This window comes from Acidianus brierleyi (genome assembly GCF_003201835.2).
Classification (GTDB): domain Archaea; phylum Thermoproteota; class Thermoprotei_A; order Sulfolobales; family Sulfolobaceae; genus Aramenus; species Aramenus brierleyi.
This window is the reverse complement of sequence record NZ_CP029289.2, coordinates 728,042-746,318: the sequence shown is the minus strand read 5'-3', so window position 1 is coordinate 746,318 and position 18,277 is coordinate 728,042. Positions and strand designations below refer to the sequence as shown.

The 18,277-nt window shown below is 32.2% G+C and carries 20 protein-coding genes and 2 pseudogenes; 6 read left to right on the top strand and 16 right to left on the bottom strand.

What is annotated here, in order from left to right; translation table 11 throughout:
* The 4 genes and pseudogenes from DFR85_RS19740 to DFR85_RS19725 form a co-directional block, all read right to left on the bottom strand.
* Positions 1-144, bottom strand: a complete 144-nt coding sequence (locus DFR85_RS19740; RefSeq protein ID WP_162582634.1) for a hypothetical protein — start codon at positions 142-144, stop codon at positions 1-3.
* 606 nt (positions 145-750) lie between these two features.
* Complete coding sequence (locus tag DFR85_RS19735) at positions 751-1,236, bottom strand: PaREP1 family protein (RefSeq protein ID WP_110269769.1); 486 nt, start codon at positions 1,234-1,236, stop codon at positions 751-753.
* A 378-nt stretch (positions 1,237-1,614) separates the two neighbouring features.
* On the bottom strand, positions 1,615-2,175 hold the full coding sequence (locus tag DFR85_RS19730; RefSeq protein WP_110269768.1) for an ATP cone domain-containing protein: 561 nt from the start codon (positions 2,173-2,175) through the stop codon (positions 1,615-1,617).
* A 330-nt stretch (positions 2,176-2,505) separates the two neighbouring features.
* Positions 2,506-3,359 (bottom strand): annotated as a pseudogene (locus DFR85_RS19725) (transposase).
* A 108-nt stretch (positions 3,360-3,467) separates the two neighbouring features.
* On the opposite strand from DFR85_RS19725, the gene DFR85_RS19720 reads away from it, so the two are divergent.
* Positions 3,468-4,403, top strand: a complete 936-nt coding sequence (locus DFR85_RS19720) for a GH12 family glycosyl hydrolase domain-containing protein (protein WP_110269767.1) — start codon at positions 3,468-3,470, stop codon at positions 4,401-4,403.
* Position 4,404: 1 nt separating this feature from the next.
* Here the strand turns inward: DFR85_RS19720 and DFR85_RS19715 are convergent, their stop codons facing one another.
* Entirely contained in the window at positions 4,405-6,201 is a 1,797-nt protein-coding gene (locus tag DFR85_RS19715) for a DEAD/DEAH box helicase (protein WP_110269766.1), read from the bottom strand.
* A 145-nt stretch (positions 6,202-6,346) separates the two neighbouring features.
* On the opposite strand from DFR85_RS19715, the pseudogene DFR85_RS19710 reads away from it, so the two are divergent.
* The 3 genes and pseudogenes from DFR85_RS19710 to DFR85_RS19700 form a co-directional block, all read left to right on the top strand.
* Positions 6,347-6,493: pseudogene (locus tag DFR85_RS19710) on the top strand (ISNCY family transposase); the annotation flags it as partial.
* A 161-nt stretch (positions 6,494-6,654) separates the two neighbouring features.
* Positions 6,655-7,884, top strand: a complete 1,230-nt coding sequence (locus DFR85_RS19705) for an ATP-binding protein (protein ID WP_168367105.1) — start codon at positions 6,655-6,657, stop codon at positions 7,882-7,884.
* Complete coding sequence (locus tag DFR85_RS19700; protein ID WP_110269764.1) at positions 7,856-8,335, top strand: hypothetical protein; 480 nt, start codon at positions 7,856-7,858, stop codon at positions 8,333-8,335. Before DFR85_RS19705 ends, DFR85_RS19700 begins: the two co-directional genes overlap by 29 nt.
* Here the strand turns inward: DFR85_RS19700 and DFR85_RS19695 are convergent.
* Positions 8,276-8,767, bottom strand: a complete 492-nt coding sequence (locus tag DFR85_RS19695) for a hypothetical protein (RefSeq protein ID WP_110269763.1) — start codon at positions 8,765-8,767, stop codon at positions 8,276-8,278. The genes DFR85_RS19700 and DFR85_RS19695 overlap by 60 nt on opposite strands.
* A 448-nt stretch (positions 8,768-9,215) precedes the next feature.
* Here DFR85_RS19695 and DFR85_RS19690 point away from each other — a divergent pair, with 448 nt between their 5' ends.
* Complete coding sequence (locus DFR85_RS19690; protein ID WP_110269762.1) at positions 9,216-9,722, top strand: hypothetical protein; 507 nt, start codon at positions 9,216-9,218, stop codon at positions 9,720-9,722.
* Positions 9,723-9,727: 5 nt separating this feature from the next.
* Positions 9,728-11,059 (top strand): nSTAND3 domain-containing NTPase, encoded by a 1,332-nt coding sequence (locus DFR85_RS19685; protein ID WP_110269761.1) that lies wholly within the window; start codon positions 9,728-9,730, stop codon positions 11,057-11,059.
* A gap of 13 nt (positions 11,060-11,072) precedes the next feature.
* On the opposite strand, the gene DFR85_RS19680 is transcribed toward DFR85_RS19685, so the two are convergent.
* The 10 genes from DFR85_RS19680 to DFR85_RS19635 form a co-directional block, all read right to left on the bottom strand.
* Positions 11,073-11,690, bottom strand: coding sequence for a hypothetical protein (locus DFR85_RS19680; RefSeq protein ID WP_110269760.1), 618 nt, complete (start codon positions 11,688-11,690; stop codon positions 11,073-11,075).
* Positions 11,691-11,789: 99 nt separating this feature from the next.
* Positions 11,790-12,266 (bottom strand): hydrogenase maturation protease, encoded by a 477-nt coding sequence (locus DFR85_RS19675; protein WP_110269759.1) that lies wholly within the window; start codon positions 12,264-12,266, stop codon positions 11,790-11,792.
* Positions 12,248-12,682, bottom strand: a complete 435-nt coding sequence (locus DFR85_RS19670) for a hypothetical protein (protein WP_246252994.1) — start codon at positions 12,680-12,682, stop codon at positions 12,248-12,250. Before DFR85_RS19670 ends, DFR85_RS19675 begins: the two co-directional genes overlap by 19 nt.
* A complete protein-coding gene (locus DFR85_RS19665; RefSeq protein WP_110271775.1) occupies positions 12,679-12,894 on the bottom strand; it encodes a hypothetical protein in 216 nt (71 codons plus the stop codon). The genes DFR85_RS19670 and DFR85_RS19665 overlap by 4 nt, the downstream gene beginning before the upstream one ends.
* Before the next feature lie 11 nt (positions 12,895-12,905).
* Positions 12,906-13,922, bottom strand: a complete 1,017-nt coding sequence (gene hypE / locus DFR85_RS19660; RefSeq protein ID WP_110269758.1) for a hydrogenase expression/formation protein HypE — start codon at positions 13,920-13,922, stop codon at positions 12,906-12,908.
* Entirely contained in the window at positions 13,922-14,233 is a 312-nt protein-coding gene (locus DFR85_RS19655; protein WP_110269757.1) for a HypC/HybG/HupF family hydrogenase formation chaperone, read from the bottom strand. Before DFR85_RS19655 ends, hypE begins: the two co-directional genes overlap by 1 nt.
* A 1-nt stretch (position 14,234) precedes the next feature.
* On the bottom strand, positions 14,235-15,422 hold the full coding sequence (gene hypD, locus DFR85_RS19650) for a hydrogenase formation protein HypD (protein WP_110269756.1): 1,188 nt from the start codon (positions 15,420-15,422) through the stop codon (positions 14,235-14,237).
* Positions 15,409-16,044, bottom strand: coding sequence for a hypothetical protein (locus DFR85_RS19645; protein ID WP_110269755.1), 636 nt, complete (start codon positions 16,042-16,044; stop codon positions 15,409-15,411). The genes hypD and DFR85_RS19645 overlap by 14 nt, the downstream gene beginning before the upstream one ends.
* Positions 16,037-16,360 (bottom strand): Rieske (2Fe-2S) protein, encoded by a 324-nt coding sequence (locus tag DFR85_RS19640; RefSeq protein ID WP_110269754.1) that lies wholly within the window; start codon positions 16,358-16,360, stop codon positions 16,037-16,039. The genes DFR85_RS19645 and DFR85_RS19640 overlap by 8 nt, the downstream gene beginning before the upstream one ends.
* The gene (locus DFR85_RS19635) at positions 16,357-18,246 is read right to left on the bottom strand and encodes a nickel-dependent hydrogenase large subunit (protein ID WP_110269753.1); all 1,890 of its coding nucleotides are present in this window, start codon (positions 18,244-18,246) and stop codon (positions 16,357-16,359) included. The genes DFR85_RS19640 and DFR85_RS19635 overlap by 4 nt, the downstream gene beginning before the upstream one ends.
* Between the last annotated feature and the right edge of the window lie 31 nt (positions 18,247-18,277).

The window sequence follows — 18,277 nt, the reverse complement described above, 5'->3', positions numbered from 1 at the left end:
TTAGCCACCATCGGCTTCTGGTGAGTTTGTATTTATAGTGAGAGTAGTAGGATCTATTCTTGGTAACAGCTTTATTAATTCCTCTTTACCTAAAATTTCTCTTACTATTATTGAAATTTGTTCTATTGAAACTTCGTTTTTCATATTGAAATTCCTAATATAAATATTTTTTTAAACATATTTTTAAATATTTTTTAAAAATCCTTATATAGAGAAAGTATAAAGATTATAAATTACTATCCTAAAGTTCAAATTCATTAGACTCGGTGGTTGTATATCCTTTTTGCGTTTTTCATATAGTAGAAGTATGAACTAGTTGCCTCCATTATCCCTTGTAATCTCCAAGGAATTTTACTAGTTATTCTATTCGTTGTTGAAGAATTCTTTCACTTCTTTTATTGATATAGATTTTCCTTGTTTTGTTAGTTCTCCTTATTGTGTTAATTTGCTTTGTGATATGTCTATTGTGAAAGCTTTGTTAGTTATTTTTCCATGATTGAATATTATCTGTATCTAAGAGATATTCTTTATTGTCATAATATCTTCGTTCTTGTTAAGATAATTTTTAAACTTTTTAAGGTAGCGTAGAATTGCAAGGATTTTCGTGGACAATCTATTTGGATTTTTCGGTATATCGTTCATTTTACTTCTGATTGCCGGAATATTAGTATTAACAAAAAGTTTTTTAGAATTAACTTTAAAATTTATATTTAAAATAAATTCGCACTAATTATAACGTGTTTAATAAAACTAAATCTTCTCCTCTATTTTTCCGAGTATTGACTTAATTTCACCTATTAGGTTAAGTATGTTTTCTTTCGCTATATCATCATTTCTAAATGGGCTAAGTATTGCATCCTTATCGGTACCATTATATTGATATTCATGAATTGCTAAAGCTAACTTGTTTACCAAATTTATATCGCGACCTAGCATTAATGATAATTCCTCCATATAAGAAGTAGGAACTATAGCTATTAACCAATCAGCGTATGCTACTTCTTTTCTTCCTTTTAGTCTCTTTTTACCAGAATATTTTTTGATTAAATCTTCTCTTTTGTCAGTTAATAAGGCTCCCAATAACGCTTTCCACGCTTGAAAAGCCTTACCTGCAGCATTTCTCAAGAGTCCTTCTTTAACAAATTCTTCAGCTAAATTAGCCTCAAATTTAGCCTCTTCAAGTCTGGTTTTCTTATAAGCTTCTAGATTGAACCACGGTTTAGGAAGTTCTTGCACATTTAAATAACCGTATTTAGTAATTAAAATCTTCTTTCTCTATTATATTCTTAGATAATAAACGTCTCATATAGTATTTTAATAGCATAAATATGTTGGTTTATGAATTTAATATTAAATATTTTCTAATTAAATTATATTTACTAATTTTAGACTTTCTATACACTGGAAGTTATTCTATCAAATTAACTTAATTAAAATCTAGGATATCGCAATTAACAATAGAACTTGAATAGCTTAATATTTCAGTAATATATATTTCAAGTAAGTTTAATTTTTAAATAAACGTAATTATAAACATAAGAAAATAAGATATTCATTAACAATTTTTTTAAGGGATAAAATTAGGTTAGCATAGAAATCTTTGGTTTAAGGTATTTATGTTAATGGATACTTAAGTTCATAAGGTTTCCATCCTAATTCTTCTCTAAAATTATTTATTAATTGTATAGATTTTTCTTTTTCGTCCTTTTGCATATGAGTAGTTTTTAAAACCGCCATAAATAGAGCATATAATCTAGCGTTTATCGTAGCTCTGCTTATACCATAGTCTAAATCGTCCTTTAGCTCTTCTATAATATCTTTAACCTCTTCGGAAGAGGAAAGTCCTTTTCCATTTACTTCCTTAACCTTCTTACCTAAGTATAAGTGCCCCTTATCTACTACTATTGCTTTACCATCTTCAAAAGTTATTCTTCCCTTAGCTACTCTATCATAGAATTTCCACGCTTCTGTAGCATTAGGATCAAGATCTTTCAATTTAGTTAGAACAACTCTTCTAATTTCGTCTGTTGACATTCCTTCCTTCAATTTTTTCTTCACTTCTTCTACTATGTCATGTGCTATCTCTGGAGAAGCTCCAGAGGCTATAATAGAATTATATAACTTATTTTCGTTGAAATCTTCGTAAGTTCCATCGCTTTTCTTTATTCTTACCATGATAATTTCCTTATAATTGTAAGTTAAAAGTATTTTGGAGATTTTATCCTATTTACCACTTTCATTAAAATTATATAAATTTAAAAAGATATTATCTTTAATATTGTTAGTATTATGAGATTGATATTATAATAATACCTATCAAAGAACAAGGAAAAATAAGGAAAAGGAAGGTAAATGATACATTAATCTGCACTAGAATGAGAATAGTGCTTAAAAATACTTTTATATACATTGCTTTGTGGGTTCGTTCAATATATTTCAATAGGATGATACAGTAAAAATATGTTTTCTATAGAAAATAATATCTCTCCTAAATAATTTACTATACTACTTCTTGACCTCAAAGCCCTTAGCTCGACCAACAACAAGGTTGGCCATGTACATCATCCAAGCATAAGCCAAACTAGCTTAGCCTCAACAACTTGACCAGCAAAACTCGTAGCCCTAACAGACTCACCAAATGCTTAACCGCTGAGAACAAGGACTCAACCAACCACCTTAACTAACCCTTCTCATCCCGCCAACGTTCATAACCCAACTTCTTGAACTCGCGCACAGCCTTACGCCTAGCAGGATGACCACGCCTAAAGCGTTCTTCCTAGGAGGAACAACAACACCAAGATTATAAATCTCGTTAGTATCATAAGCCTTACCTAGAACCTCTTAACTTCCTTACCCTTTTCCTTCAAGTCCTTTACTTTGAAGCAGATTCGGCCTCATTACTCGTCACCTCAGCGCTTACTATCTTGAACTCGTCCTTCTCCATAACTACTTCAATCTTAATGAATTTTGAATCCCTCCTTTTGCCCCACTTTGCTACTATTGTCCTCCCCTTGTTGTGCTTATTCCAGTACCATCAGCTACTTCAAGTTCGTCACTCGCTTCAGGGAAATTAATATTCATGTTTCTTACCCTTTCCCATATTGTTAATCTAGGCTTGTCGGTATTATCTTCATTTCAACTAGCACTTAATACTCCTTCTACTCTGTAAGGTAAGAACAAGTGTAGGAATGCTAGTCGTTGAACTCCTTTGGTGCCTTGTACTTGGTCTTAGCATACCTGTTCTCTTCCTGGAGTAATTCCCACAGGTGTTCGAAGACGTAGAAGGGGAACATTAGCTTGTATCTAGTTACCACGTTCTCATCGTACTTGCTCCAATCCCTAGTGTTCTTCTTTTCCATGGGTAATACTCTGCATAATTACTTAAAAATTTTTGTATAATTCTGAAGCGATCCACAACGTATTATTTAAAGAAAACTTTAAATAGACATTATTACGGACATTATATTATGAGGAAAATATTCGGCACATTAATTATTATATTAATAATTCTTAGTTTTCCTATTTTTTATGAAATTTCTAGGACTGCTCAATCCATTGCTCAAGATAATTTTTCTAAGATATATTCTATGAGCATTATAGGTAAATATCAAAGTGATTCAGCGTATTCCATCGGTGAAATTTATTATTCAAATTCTTCTGTTTTCATTTCTCCTTTCTTATGGAATATGAAATACGCTAAAGGTTTAGTAAATATGACTTATAACAAGTTTCTTTACGTTAATGTTGCATTAAATAGTTTTGAGAAAATAAATCCTAAAATAGGAGTTGATGGATATCCTGGATTAATGTATGGTCAGGAGTGCTGGTTTCCTTTTGCTGGAAAAACAATTGAAAATAGCATTTATTTACCTATAGGAGTGAGTTCATTATCTAATTTCTCATCAACACTGAGTTTTCATCTATATAATAATATAGGAATTATTGATGACTTCTCTTACGACATATGGTTATCTCAAAATCCAAATACCACATACCTAGAATATCCTGACATAGAACTAATGATATGGCTTTACCACGAGGAGAATTTAACGTCTCCCTTCATTAGAGTTGGGAATATTCCATTAACATTAATAGTTAACGGAACGAAGATTATTGATAACTTTAACGTCTATATTTTACCTCATACTGGATCTGCAGATGGATGGATAGGAGTTTACTATGTTTCTCAAAAAGAATTAGAAGGGAATGTAAGTATTCCATTATCTTTTATTATTAAGAATGAATTTTCGTGGATAAGAAAAATCTTTAACAATATTACTAGCTGTGAATACTATCTTGATGGAATCCAAGTAGGAATGGAATTTAACGATATAAATGGAACGGCAAATCTAGGGTATACTTTATATTTATGGGAAATAGATTCTCAAAAATTAATAAACTGAATCATATTCCTTTACTACTTATCCATATTCTATCTAAGAATTCATCGTTTGATAGTTTTTTATAATTAGAAAGAGCAAAATACAAAAATTCGTTTACGTCTCCTTTATTTCTTATTAAACGCCTATAAGACCGCATTAGCCTCATTATAAAATTCGAGGGTTCTACTAGTTTTCTATCTATTAGAGAATTTTCGGCTAATCTAGAAATTATTTCAGACGATTTCCTTAAACTCTCGGCTATATCGTCAGTAAAAATTTTTTGAGGCGTAGTTAATGCGTAATAAAACCATTCTTCTGGTTCTACTTTTATTCCTATTCTTTGGAAGGAATAATCGTTTAATTTTCCTTTTATTCTGCCTAGATAACTTAAAATTATTGGAGATCTTTCCCTTAAAATTTCTAAGTTTACTCTTTTATTATAATATCCATCAACAATGAAAGAATAAGAAAAAGAGTAAAGTATTGATCTTGAAAGAGGATTTTCCTTTTCCATTTTTTTATCAAATTTCATGATAATCTTAAGTAAATTCATTCCTATTTTAGATACCATTTCCGTAGCAAATATCTTACCAATCAATGTAACTTCATGATTTTCTATAGCTCCTATATTTTCAAGAAAAACCATAGCATCTTTAACTTTTCCTTGACTATACCTAAATCCGTATTTTGAAAGTAAATAAGGATCTTTCCTAGTATATATCCATCTCAATACTGTTTGAGCGTAATCTATTGGTTCATCTACTCTACCGTAATCTTTCTTTAATGCCTTATCCACAACTTTTGCTTCGTCGTTCTCTTCAAATATTATAGCTAAACCTTTTTCAGAATATCCTGGTCTTCCCGCCCTTCCAATTACTTGACTTATTGTAGAAGGTTCAACAAAAGTTTTTGTTCCTGCAAATCTCTTTAAAGCTAACATTACTACTACGTCAACATTAGTGTTTATACTTACTGCTAGAGTATCTGTTGAAACTATTATTTTATACTTATTATTTTCACTTCTCATATCGTTTTCTATTTCTTTTCTCCTTTCCAAAGGCAAACCTGCATGATGATAAGTAGAAGGAAAACCTAAATATTTCTCAAGAAGAAGACTTATTTCTTCTGCAGATTTCCTAGTATTTGTATAAACTAGAATTTGTTTATATTTATTTAAATCTAAATTTCCTTCTTTAACGTAATCAATGAACGCATGTGCCTTGCTTAAATAGTAATTCTCCCTACCTTGTTTCTTAAGTCTAATTCTTCTTATTTCAAGATCTACTGGTCTTTCCTTCATGCATATAACTTTAGCTCCTAAATATTGTGAGAGTTCATCAACTTCAGGCATTGTAGCACTCAAAAGAACTACATTAATTCTCATTTTTTCCTTTAAATAGGTATAATAAGCTAGGATCTCTTGGAGAGTACAATTTCTCCCTTCACTCAAAAGTAAATGTGCTTCATCAATAACTATGAGATTATTCATAAAATTATCCTGATCTGAAATTAATTCTGATAAGAGTCTTTCATAACTAGTTACTACAATTCTCCTCTTCCAAACTTCTGAAGAATTAAAATTCTCTTCTAACCTAGCATCACTATCGTCTCTTCCTACATCTTCAGTGTACATTTTAATTTTATTAAAGATCTCTCTAATTGCAGCTTTAGTAGGTAAAGCAAAGACTACTCTGCTATAAACGTTCTGCTTTAATGCATACTTTATAATGGAAGATGTCTTTCCGGATCCTGTAGGAGAAATGACCATTAATGGTTGATAAGAGTTAAGTGAATTAACGTCAATTTTAACAAAGCTCATGTATGTTTAGAAAAGATATTTTAGGATTTAAGAATTTTCTTAGTTCATGAAATGAGTAGGTCAATAATTTCATTTGAAACGTTCGGATTAATTACCGTTAAGTGTTGAGGAAATACACTTACTTAATTTTTTCAATAAATTCTAATTTGTGACCTTGAAGACCTTTTCTTTCTTTTTCATCTTTTTCTTCAAGTATTCCTTAGGTTTGAACCTAGGAGCTAAGAGGCTCTCTAGGTTGATAAAAAGAATTTATCAAAGAGGTGGAGGAATCAAAAAGTTATTTAAACGATGAGGGAAATACGTAAACTGCTACACATAATACAGTTTTGTTTACGCGATAATTTAATTGAATATTTCCCCGATAAATGCTAATTATTCCAATTCATAATGGAGCCTTAATTGTCCATGAATAAGTCATTAAAAATATTACTTAGATTTTTAATAATTCTTGTAATGGAACTGTTAATAAAAAGTTTAGGTCCTATAACTGATTCTAAGGTTGCGATTTCTGATCTAACGGTGTTATTTGGACCTCCAAAGGCAGGCAAGTCTTACATCCTTAAGGCTATTTATTCTAAGTTGGCCTTTTTTGACGAGGCCAATAATCTAGAATTGTCAAAAATCTTTGTACGTCAACTTCAAGATAAGTTGATATCCTTTGCAAGTGAAGAAAAGGGAGAAACTCTTACTCTAGACGTTGAGAAAGAGTTTTTGATTTCTATTAAAACTCTATCACAATATTATTTAAGTTACTTAACTAGTAACGCTGAAGTAGATATTCCTCTCAAAATGGAAGATATCGTAAAAGAGATTTTAAGAGACCAAACTTTGAATGAAGAAACTTATTATCCGTATTCCACTAGTTGCGTTAATGTAATAAAAATATCTTTTCAGACTGGTAAGATAAATATTAGGGTTTCCGCAAAAAAAGAAGATAGAACTTGCCAAACTATATTGGCTTCAGAACTTATTTCATCTCTGACTAATTACTCTATTAAATTGTTTACAAAAATCCTAAACTTATCAGCAAAGACTTTAAATATACCTCTAGTAAAGTATGCAGCCTACGGAAGGGCATTAGCTTTGCTTACTTTAAATGATGTTACTTCATTCAATCCCAGTATCAGAAGTTTATACTATTGGTTAATGAAAGGGTTAGAGAGTAAGGCAGAGGATTCGTTTCTATCCTTTATAGACGTAAATATTAAAAAAAGTGAAAAAGATAAAATCTTAATAGATGAGTACACTCCAGAAAAATCCTCATCTAGTCTTAATGACCTAGCAGTAATTAAATTAATGGTAGCTGACGGAAAGAAGAGTTTAATTTTAATTGAAGAGCCAGAATCTCAACTTAATATAGAACAACAGATAAAAGTTGCACTTTATCTTTACGGTCTTGCCCAAAAGCATCAAGTTGTAATAACCACTCATAGTGATGTTATACTTCTCATTCTTTCAGCGCTTCAATATTTTGGCTGGAGTAACGTTTTCGAGGAAGAGGCTAAAGTACCTCACGAGAAGAGCGTGAATATAAGAATTTACCTGGTTAAAGACGGAAAGGTTACTGAAAAGAAAGGAGTGGATTTACTTGAAAATATTCCTACCATAAGCGAAGTCGGTTATAAAATTATATCAATTATTGGGAGATTATTAGATGAGCAGCAGATTCGTAGAAATATGTGAAAATAAATGTTGCTTAAAAATAGATAATGCTAACGCGATAATTGATATCGAAAAAGGAGAGTTGAAAGTAAAATCGAGGTTAAAACATGGAGATTTTATATTTATAAATGATAATAAAATAGGAGTTGTAGAATTAAAAAATATAAACGAAATTAAGGATAATAACTCGATATGTGAAGAAATTATTGGTAAAATAGACGGTTATATTCCGCTAATTGCTGATCCTAAGAATGATAAACATAAGAAATTGATTGAATTATTAAGATTTAATGAGAATAATAATGAGAAAGAAAGAAGTTTTTACTTAGTAATACCGAAGGAAATAACATCGGCTATTCTAGGAGCTAAGAATCTATTAATTCAATTAAGAAAGAGAAAAGGAAAATATTCATCAATTTATCTTTGTGGATGTGGAGCTGAAATTTTTTCCTGCAGAGAACTTACTACATAATGCCTCTTTAGATATTTGTGCATATTTAATATTTTTATACCCTAAAATTTTAGATGCTTCGTAGACATCCTTAGGAAAGATGCCCAACGATATAAGGTAATAGTAAACTAAGGACATAAAGGATTTATAAGTGTCCTCCTCGCAAAATTTTTCGACTAATTCTTTTGCTTTCTTAATAGCCTCTTGTTTAAGCTCGTTTACGTTTATTTTCATATTTTTTACAAGTATCTTTCCGTTGACTACGACATTTACGTAAAATGGATCTTCGTGAATTAAGTAATTAAATGTTTCTGTAGTTAGGATGTGAAGATCTAATGGTTTTAAAGGTAAAATAGATTCAAATACGTTAAACAACTCGTCTAACTTATCTACAACTATTAAAACGTCAATATCCCTTTCAAGACTACCGTAGATAGCTACCAGTCTAATCATATTCTCTTATAGGATTGTATGATTAAAAATACTCCTAACTTGTGAGTAGAATTAAAGACGGACTGAGTGCTTTGTTAGTACTTTCAAAAGTTTATAGCCCTAATCTAAGGATATACCACTAAATCATAGTCCAAGAACTTTTCCAAAATACTAACGAATCGATGAGGGGAATGATGAGCCCTCTGGGAGGTAACTTTCGCCCTTCCAGAACGTAAAGGCATTAGTGCTGAATATACTTTTGTTCAGGACTCATGCAACTTCTATCTCTCCCGTTAGCTATGTGCTGCTTAACTGCAATAATTCTCTCTTTAATACGTTATTCCCATTCTTGTAAGCTTTAACTAAATCTCGTATAATTCAATTTGATAATACTACCTATAAATTTTTCAAAAAGACTAGTGATTTACCACCATTAAAATAAAAAAACTCTGATGTAATACTTATTATTATGGAAAACAAGAAGAGTAAACTCATTGAATATCTACGAAATCATGGCGGTAGCATAGCTAAATCAAAAGTAAAATGGGCCTCTGATGTATTAGATGACCTAGAAAATGAAGGTAAGATAAAAATTACAAAAAAGGGAAATGGTTATACTATAGAACTATTAGATAATGAAGCTAGAACGGAAGAATCGTCATTAAATAAAGAAGTGAAAAAAGAAACTAAAGAAAATGGAGATATTATAACAATATTAAACGAAATAAATAAAAAATTAGATATAATTCTTCAGAAATTGGGATTTTCAAACATAGATTTTGATAAGATATTTGAGGAAGTTAAGAATCCTATGGGTATTGCAGTTTTGAAAGACATAAGGGAGAGAATGGGTTTATCAAAGGAAGAATTTTACTCTAAATATTCTTCTTACATTGAATTGCACTATCAAATGTTTAGAGGTGGAGATGAAGGAATAGTCAAGAACGGAACAATTTTTGGAATAATAAAAAGGTGACTTTTATGTCTTGTAATTTTCCCTCAGATACCGTAACTACTTGGTCTAGCAACAATAGAGAAATATTTGGATCTAAATATAAAAAATATTACACTGATATAAAAAATAGACTCTTGCAAAATGGAAAAGTTTTCATCTTCGGAGATCCAGGAATGGGTAAAACTACCATTCTTCTTAACTTAAGTAAAGATCTAAGTTCTTCTGGATATCTTCCAATTTATATGGATTTATCTTCAGACACACCCTTCGTTGATGAATTTTGGTCTTTTGCCAAAAATTCAAGAATTATAAATAATTTATCTAATGAGATTTTTAATAGAAGAAAGGAAATTGGATACGGAAAGTTAACTTGGCTAAAAAAGGATTTCTATACATGGATTAAATCTCAATGCAAGAAAAGAGTTGATAATCCTTTCGTTAGGATATATTCATTAAATTTTCCCGATTGTAAGACATATGAGGGTTTGGACGGATTAATAACATTTCTTGATGATATGAAGAAAATAGGATTAAAATCTGTTCTCCTACTGGATGAAGCCAGAGCAGAACATTATTATCCTTATATTCATAAAATAATAAATTCTGGTTCATCTTTTTTGGCTGTTGCCTCACCTTCAGGAGTTCTTTCCTCAATTAAAGATGAAGCGACAATAAGAAGAATAAGGGAAAATTCTATCATATTAGAACAACTCACACTTGACGACGCTAAAGAAATTCTCTCTCAGATGTGTAAAGATATAGGAGAAAATATTGCTCAAGAAGTTTACGATCATGGTATGACAATAGCTCAACTTATAATTCAAGCTAAAACTCTATATCAAGAATTAGAATATGAATGCAAACATGATTTGGAATGCGTTAAAAATAACGCTAAAAATTTAGGAGAAATAAAAGATATTCAAGAAAAATCTAAAGAATTAGAAGATATCATTAGGGAATGTATAAGGAAATCCAAGGAAAATTTGGAAGTTGATAAAATTTATGATACAGCAAAAAGAGTAAAAGGCTTAGGAAAATTCAGAAATATTGATATTGTGCTAATATCTCACGGTAAGGTATTTCTTGGGGATGTGAAATTGACTAATGGAGAAATTTTGAAAAATTCATCTATAGAAAATATAGTGGACGTAGTGTCTACAAAAGAGCAGGAATTAGAAGGATTAAAATATCCAGTTGGAGGAGTTTTTATAATTTCTAATGGTGAGACAAGAGATTTTCCCGGTAAAACTATTACTATTCCGAGTAGGATAGTTAAAAACGCTCTAAGGAAAAAACAGTGTACTGAGGATTTAAGGAAAATGCTAGAAGAAGAACTTAGAATAATATTAAAATCCTGAATATAGTATGTAATTAAGAGATTCCATATAAAAATAATGACATCCCAATAAATTCTGAAATGTATAGTGCCTCTATAAATCCGCCTGAAACTAAAGTTCCTCCGAACCCTAATATAACTATACCTAAAATTACTGAAGACATCTTTATTTTATTACCTTTAAAAAGTAACGCTTTTGCAGCAAAAAATAGAATTACGCCTGAGCCAACAATTGTTCCCATAGACGAGGTTCCCATGACTACTGGAGGAAAATTCATAGGAAGGTAATTTTCAAGAACGTTAAATCTTTGAAGAAGGATAGAGCCAATTATAGCTATTGTAACGAAAAATGAGTACCAATAATAAACCTTAATCCAATTCTTTGGTGCTTGTTGTATTGAACCTAATGAAAGAATTACTACTAACTCAGCTACTGAAAAAACATAAATTGCACTTAATAAATATCCCCCTATTCCGAAAGCAAAGAATTCTTGGCAAATTGCAGCTACAACAAACAAAACGAATCCTAAAAACCAGAAGAGCCACATTATATTCTTTGATTTAAAATAATGTCTTCCTGCAAAAAATGTTAGTAAAATACTTAATACAAGAGTTATTGATGCCCAAATTAATGCTTCTTCCTCAATGTTCATAGATGAAAATTAATGAATTTAAATAAAAAATTTTTCTTTAATTCTCTATTGCTAGATTCTAAGTTAATATTAGGAAACAAAATTTATTTAATTAAATATTTACCATGGAGTATTACTTCTCTCCTTTAGACAATTAACAACATTCTCTACATTTACGTCTATACCAAATTTTTTCAAAAAATCTTGATATTTAGTTAACAATTCTTTGATTCTTTCAATAGCCTTATCTGATACACCAGGCCAATCCAATTTTTCAGGCTTAATAGCTAAAATGTAAGCTTCTTTAGGTACATTACCTGATTTTTTTGAGAGTGAAATAACTTGAACTGGGGAAAGTCTATGAGGATCTGAGATTTCTACAAAGTTATCCTTTTCTATATCTACTTTGAATAAGTTAAATTCCTCTTCCATTATAACCGCGTCAATAAAAAACACTATATCTCCTTTTTCTATGAAAGTTAAAGCTTGGAAACCATTAGCTTCTGCATCAAAAGCGTTCATACATTCTGCAGTCAAAGATCCTATAGCATCGTCTCCGTAAAGCCTATTTCCCATGCCTATAACTTTGACAGCCATTCTAGTTTTTCCTCTACTTTCTTATTTAGTTCTTTGACTTTTTCTTCTGAGTATTCTCCCTTGTAGTATATTGCGTAAACTTTCTTGTATCCTCCGAAAATTAAAACGCCGTAAGCTATGTCTTCAACGTAATATCTTCCATCTAGGCCGGGTCTTATAAGCTCCATCATTTCCCAAGGATCGTTAGTCTCTAAAGTGAATTCCTTTTCTGATATACCTTCTGGCGCATAACGACTGCTTCCTACTAGGAGAACTTTATCTGCAGACAATCGTTTAACTTGATCTGCAGCGTCTACTGGGTCTGTTTCAAGGTCTATAACGTTCTTCTTATTTTTCCATAAGTTAAAAACTTCTTCGACTACTTGACCATCTGGAGTAGAGAAAAAAGGAATAAAGCCTACTACGATATTCATCATTTCACCATACTTTTTCTTATCTTATTTACTAAGTCAACAACGTCTTTTGCGTCATATTTTTTCAATAATTCGTCTAAGTTAATATCTTCTTTAGTAGTTTTTATTTCATATAATGGGCTTAGCAATTCTTGTTTTAATGGTTTCTGGATTTCGTTTTTTATTGTATCCTTAAGAGCTAGTATTTCTTGAATTATATCTAAAATTGAACTCATATTTATCGCCTCTAACATATTCTTGGTACTATGTCACCAGAAGGCATTTCAAGAATTTTAGCTCCTCCTACCTCTGTCCTTATAATTACTAAACCTTTATTATCCTTATTTTTAGGCTCAATAACCTTACCTATGATGCTAGGCTCGAAGCCCAATTTTTTTAACTCTTCAACAATATTTTCTGCTTTATCTGAAGATACTGAAAGTACTGCAACGCCCTCGTTAGCTAGAACTAAAGGATCTAATCCCGTTACTTCTGTTATAGATTTAACCTCATCAGGAATTGGTATATCTTTCTCATCTATACTTATCATTTTGCCAGATAATTGAACCCATTCGTTCAAAGTAGCTGCTAATCCTCCTCTAGTAGGATCTCTAGCGGCGTGAATATCTCCTTGAAATTTATCAAATATTTCCAGAAGTTTCATTAATGGCTTAACGTCGCTTTTAAGCTGAGTTTCAATACCATATTGTAATGCAGCTATTACTGAACCATGAACTCCTATAGGCCCAGTAACTATTATGGAATCCCCCTCACTTACTCTGTCTATTATAGGATTTTTACTTACTCCAATTCCTACAGTATTTATAGCAATTCCTTTCATAGAATCTGAAGGGATAACTTTGAAATCTCCACCTATTAATGAAATGTTAAACTCTTTCAGTATGGATATCATATCAGTAGTTATTTTATCTAAATCGTCTAAAGGAAAACCTTCTGCTACTATTATAGAATCTAATATTGCTATAGGTTTTCCTCCCATCATTATAACGTCGTTTATAGTCCCAGAAACTGCTAGTTTTCCTATGCTTCCTCCAGGAAAGAAATAAGGATCTATTGTATGGGAATCAGTGGAAACTATAATTTTATCTCCAGAACTAATTACTGCACCGTCATCTGGGTAATCCAAACCTAAACCATTGTTAGTTTTTTTCAAATCTTCAGGTAATTTTGAAAATATGTATTTTTGTAAAATGTTCTGTGTATCTTTACCGCCATTACCATGAGATATTAAAATTCTGTCCATTAACTCTCACTTCCAACGTCTTTTAGAATACCCGAAACAGAATCCATGAAAGATTTTACTGCCTCATCCGGATTATCTCCTTCTATTTCTGCAGTTTCTTTAATTTGTTCTGCTATAAATTTTATATTTTCTATGACCTCTTCTTTACTTAACTTAGCTATTATCACACCAGCGTGAACCATTACGTAATCTCCTTTGTTTAGATTGTCTACTCCTATAGCAACCTTCTTTAATGTATTTCCTCCTAAATCTACAGTTGCCATAACGTCAGAATCTATTGAAATAACTTTAGCTGGAACTGCCCAACACATGCTATTTCACCTCTTTTAATGCATCCAAAACTTTCTGGGAAGATCCAAATCTTGCCCATACCGCACATGCTCCTTCCATTGATACCATACAAGGTCCCCAAGGTCTAGCAGGAGTACATGCCTTCATAAATAATGGACATTCGTCTGGATATGCAGTGCCTAATGTGACTTCATTACATTTGCATCCAGGAGGAAGATCGTAATCCCATGGTTTTTCTTTCAATCCTAATTGAAGTCTAGCATTGTACTCTGAATATTTCTCATTCAAATCCAATCCACTCTTAGGAATCGCACCTATTCCTCTCCATATTGCGTCAACAACGTCAAATACTTCCCTAATTTCTTCTTGAGCATAAAGATTTCCTTCTGGTTTCACAACTCTTTTATATTCTAGGTTAGTATATTTTATGTCACCAGTATAAAGATCTTTTAGAATTGTTAAAATTCCAGTTAATACATCTATTGGTTCAAATCCTGTTACTACTGCAGGTATCTTATATTCTTTTGGAAAGAAATCCCAACCTATTGCTCCTATAATTGTCGAAACGTGACCAGGACCTATAACTCCAGAGACAGGACTTCTCTTGCTTGCCTTATGTATTTTTACTGCATATTCAGCTGCAGGAGCTGTTAATTTTGTAGCAGAGTAAAACATTACGTTCTTAGGTATTTTTTCTTTAGCAAATAGAACTGCGTAGCTAGGAATAGTAGTTTCAAAACCTACTCCAAAGAATACTGACGGTTTATTGTCTTTTTTAGCATCTTCTATAGCATCAACAAAACTATACGCAATTCTAACGTCTGCACCAGCAGCTTTAGCCATAGCTAGGCTACCTATTTGATCTTTCTTATAATGATTTACTGTAGGTAATTTAAATACGTCGCCAAAAGTGTAAACTCTATAGCCATCCATTGCTAATTTTATTACATTTTCAATATCACTTGATGGAGTAACACAGACTGGACAACCTGGACCAGGAATTAATTCTACCTCTCTTGGCATCAAAGATCTTAATCCGTAATGTGTAGTAGTCCATTCGTGAGAGCCGCAGAAATTCATAACCTTTATTTTTTCTAATCCGGTTTTTTCTGTAACTTTGGGAGCTAATTTAGTGATTTCTTCAGATAATTTTGTAGCTAAAGGAGAATTCTCTCTGAAAATTAATTCAATCTGTTTAGGTAGATCCATAACTTTCACCTTTAATTTCTCCTTCTACTTTAAAAAGATTTTTTATATATTTATCCAAAAAATCTATAGTTTCGTCCATTTTAGGTCTAAGCATTGATACTATCTTAGCTATAGTCTCGTAATCTCCCCTGTTATATATAGTAATTAGGTATCTCGATAGATCATCATTAACTTTGGATATAGAAATCTGTTCATAATCCTTTGAGTTTAATAGGTTTCTCGATATTGTAAAACCTCTCAAGTCCCAACCTTCAAAAGAAGTCCTATGTAAAGTTAGAACTCTTTCATAGCTTATAGACAATTCTGCATAATCTATACTACTGGAACCGCTCTCTTTTAAAGCTCTCATCATTTCTCCTGAAGCTAATTGAAAATTACCTAAATCGTCTGACACTACAGTAAACGTTCTTGGTTGGTAAAATATTTCTCCCAGATTCTTCTTAGCAAAGGCTCCGCTTTCATCTAAAGGAATATATATGTATCCAGTAGATCCACTCAACTTTATTTGAGCTACTGAATAACCTAAACCGGCTAATCTACCCGCAAAAGCATACAAATCAGGATCTGAAAAAGATCTAACTGTAAATACTCCAGTAAAACCCGAAGCCGAGATTTCACTCACTTACTATCACCTCTTCTCCTTCAATTTTAACATTATACTTCTTAAGATCTCTTTTTGCAGGTCCATCAAGTACTTTCCCAGTTTTAACATCAAATACTGAACCGTGCCATGGGCAAACAATTCTTCCATCCTCAGTCAGAAATCCATCTTCTAATGATAATCCATTATGAGTGCAGAATGCTTCTAGTGCATAAATTTCTTCATCAAAATTTATTAAAAGAACGGGTTTCCTTTCCCAAGGTCTTTCCGCAGGAAAATAAAACTCTACCATGGAGTTTTTAGGGATTTCTTTAGATTTCACCTTAAGGCATGTCATGTATTACACACTGGTGTTATTAAATGATCTATACTCCTATTTGTTTTTCCCTTAATTTCGAAATGAGCTGCACAGACTAAACACGGATCAAAACTCCTTATAGCTCTAAGGAAATCATATCCTACCCATTGATCTGGTGGTACTTCTTCCATAACTTTAGTATTTATAACTGACATCTCGAAGGCGCCTATAGCTTGTCCGTTTATACACCAAGGTCCATTACATCTATTATCTCTTGGACTTACATTTGCTGTAGTCGGAGCTTGATATTGGTAATTAGCTATGCTATAATTACTATTAACTAACCAATGTCTACTTGTTCCTCTAGGAACTTCATATTGTCCAACACCTACTGAGAATGATGGTTGCTTCCAAGGTCTAGAGGTCTTTGGACTAGTTTGATTTTTCATAAATGTTTCTAATCCATATTGTAAGTTATCCCATGCAGTAAATATTGCAGCTGCTATATCCACAGCTCTTCCTACTATTCTACTTAATGTAGTAGAATGATTCGGAGGTTCCCATTCTACTGTCCATTCTGCAGAAGAACCTGACGGTAACCACGCAGGAATTTCACTTATTGTAGGTAAAGTTATCGTTATTTTACCGTTTTTGACTATAGGACTATTTGGATGATAATGAGCAACAGCGTGAAGTCTTGCCCACGGACCCGTTTCGTATGGCCATATAGTTCCGTCATTCCAGCTTAATCTAGGTTCTGCATCCCAACTGTATTTATCCATAAAGTTCATGGCTTGAGGATTAGGTATTGTAGTCTTATTCCATGGATGATACATATATAGAGGTGTTCCATCACTTTCTGTTAATCCCCACGCTAATTTATTCCCTATAGGATCAGTCTCAGTAAAAGGCGAAGTTATATGAGCCCAATTATGATAGTAAGAAGAATTGACAAATTCAAGTTGGCCTACATTAAGATCTATGAAACTTTTACTTAATAATTCACCATTTCTCACAATAGTAGCTCTAAATACTGTCTGAGGTCCTTCGGAAGCTTGTTGGGCTAAAGTATCATAATTCTTATAAATATCCTCATATGTATCGCCTAGGTTACTATATAGTTCTGGACTCTCATAGCCATAGCTTGATATATAGGTAGGAGCACTATATGTTAATCCTTGATATTGATAATTACAGTTATTTATAAGGAAATTAGCTAAGTCCATCCATGCTGCTATTACTACTTTAGCCATTGCAGTTAGAGTTGTTAGTCTATACATGTACTGTGTAAATAATGATTCGCCTACAGATAGATCTGTACCTATTCCTCCAGGTATTAGCATTGGTGGATGAGAATGCCTACCATATATTAGAACTCCCGCTTCTCTAGCTAGTATTTGAGCCTTTACTGCATGAACCCATAGCCATCCTGCAAAAGGATTTAATGCTGTCATTATGTCTGCTATAGTAGAAAATCCATGTATGTCGCTATATTCTGCTTGAGTTTGCTGAGCTGTTTGCCAACATGATGGATAATACGTTTGCATAACTTGAGCTGAAAAATCTGGACCTTCCAAGACGTTAAGTATTATTAAATGGTCATAAATCATGTCTGTCATAGCATATGCTAAATTTCTCAAAGTTTGCCCTAGAGGATACGGTACTGCTCCTAAAGCCATATCGTTAGCTCTTACTGAAGCGTTAGCGTGTGCAGCACCGCAGACTCCGCATGATCTAGAGGTTATGTGAACAGCGTCTGGCGGTTGCCTACCTCTGAGGAATACTTCAAAGCCTCTAAACATAGTTACATATGTATACCCTTGATTGTTTATTACTTGCCTTGTATTTGTATCTACAGTTGCGGTCATACCTAAATGTCCCGCAACTCTAGTTACAGGATCTACGGTTAATTTTATTGAAGACATATATTTTCACCTTTTATATTATTAATTAAGA

Coding starts and splice junctions, on each gene's coding strand:
- DFR85_RS19675 (WP_110269759.1), bottom strand. CDS start 12,266: ATGGCTGTCAAAGTTATAGGCATGGGAAATAGGCTTTACGGAGACGAT.
- DFR85_RS19740 (WP_162582634.1), bottom strand. CDS start 144: ATGAAAAACGAAGTTTCAATAGAACAAATTTCAATAATAGTAAGAGAA.
- DFR85_RS19720 (WP_110269767.1), top strand. CDS start 3,468: ATGAGGAAAATATTCGGCACATTAATTATTATATTAATAATTCTTAGT.
- DFR85_RS19695 (WP_110269763.1), bottom strand. CDS start 8,767: ATGATTAGACTGGTAGCTATCTACGGTAGTCTTGAAAGGGATATTGAC.
- DFR85_RS19705 (WP_168367105.1), top strand. CDS start 6,655: ATGGAACTGTTAATAAAAAGTTTAGGTCCTATAACTGATTCTAAGGTT.
- DFR85_RS19700 (WP_110269764.1), top strand. CDS start 7,856: ATGAGCAGCAGATTCGTAGAAATATGTGAAAATAAATGTTGCTTAAAA.
- DFR85_RS19670 (WP_246252994.1), bottom strand. CDS start 12,682: ATGATGAATATCGTAGTAGGCTTTATTCCTTTTTTCTCTACTCCAGAT.
- DFR85_RS19730 (WP_110269768.1), bottom strand. CDS start 2,175: ATGGTAAGAATAAAGAAAAGCGATGGAACTTACGAAGATTTCAACGAA.
- DFR85_RS19635 (WP_110269753.1), bottom strand. CDS start 18,246: ATGTCTTCAATAAAATTAACCGTAGATCCTGTAACTAGAGTTGCGGGA.
- DFR85_RS19680 (WP_110269760.1), bottom strand. CDS start 11,690: ATGAACATTGAGGAAGAAGCATTAATTTGGGCATCAATAACTCTTGTA.
- DFR85_RS19665 (WP_110271775.1), bottom strand. CDS start 12,894: ATGAGTTCAATTTTAGATATAATTCAAGAAATACTAGCTCTTAAGGAT.
- DFR85_RS19640 (WP_110269754.1), bottom strand. CDS start 16,360: ATGACATGCCTTAAGGTGAAATCTAAAGAAATCCCTAAAAACTCCATG.
- DFR85_RS19685 (WP_110269761.1), top strand. CDS start 9,728: ATGTCTTGTAATTTTCCCTCAGATACCGTAACTACTTGGTCTAGCAAC.
- DFR85_RS19655 (WP_110269757.1), bottom strand. CDS start 14,233: ATGTGTTGGGCAGTTCCAGCTAAAGTTATTTCAATAGATTCTGACGTT.
- hypE (WP_110269758.1), bottom strand. CDS start 13,922: ATGGACAGAATTTTAATATCTCATGGTAATGGCGGTAAAGATACACAG.
- DFR85_RS19715 (WP_110269766.1), bottom strand. CDS start 6,201: ATGAGCTTTGTTAAAATTGACGTTAATTCACTTAACTCTTATCAACCA.
- DFR85_RS19690 (WP_110269762.1), top strand. CDS start 9,216: ATGGAAAACAAGAAGAGTAAACTCATTGAATATCTACGAAATCATGGC.
- hypD (WP_110269756.1), bottom strand. CDS start 15,422: ATGGATCTACCTAAACAGATTGAATTAATTTTCAGAGAGAATTCTCCT.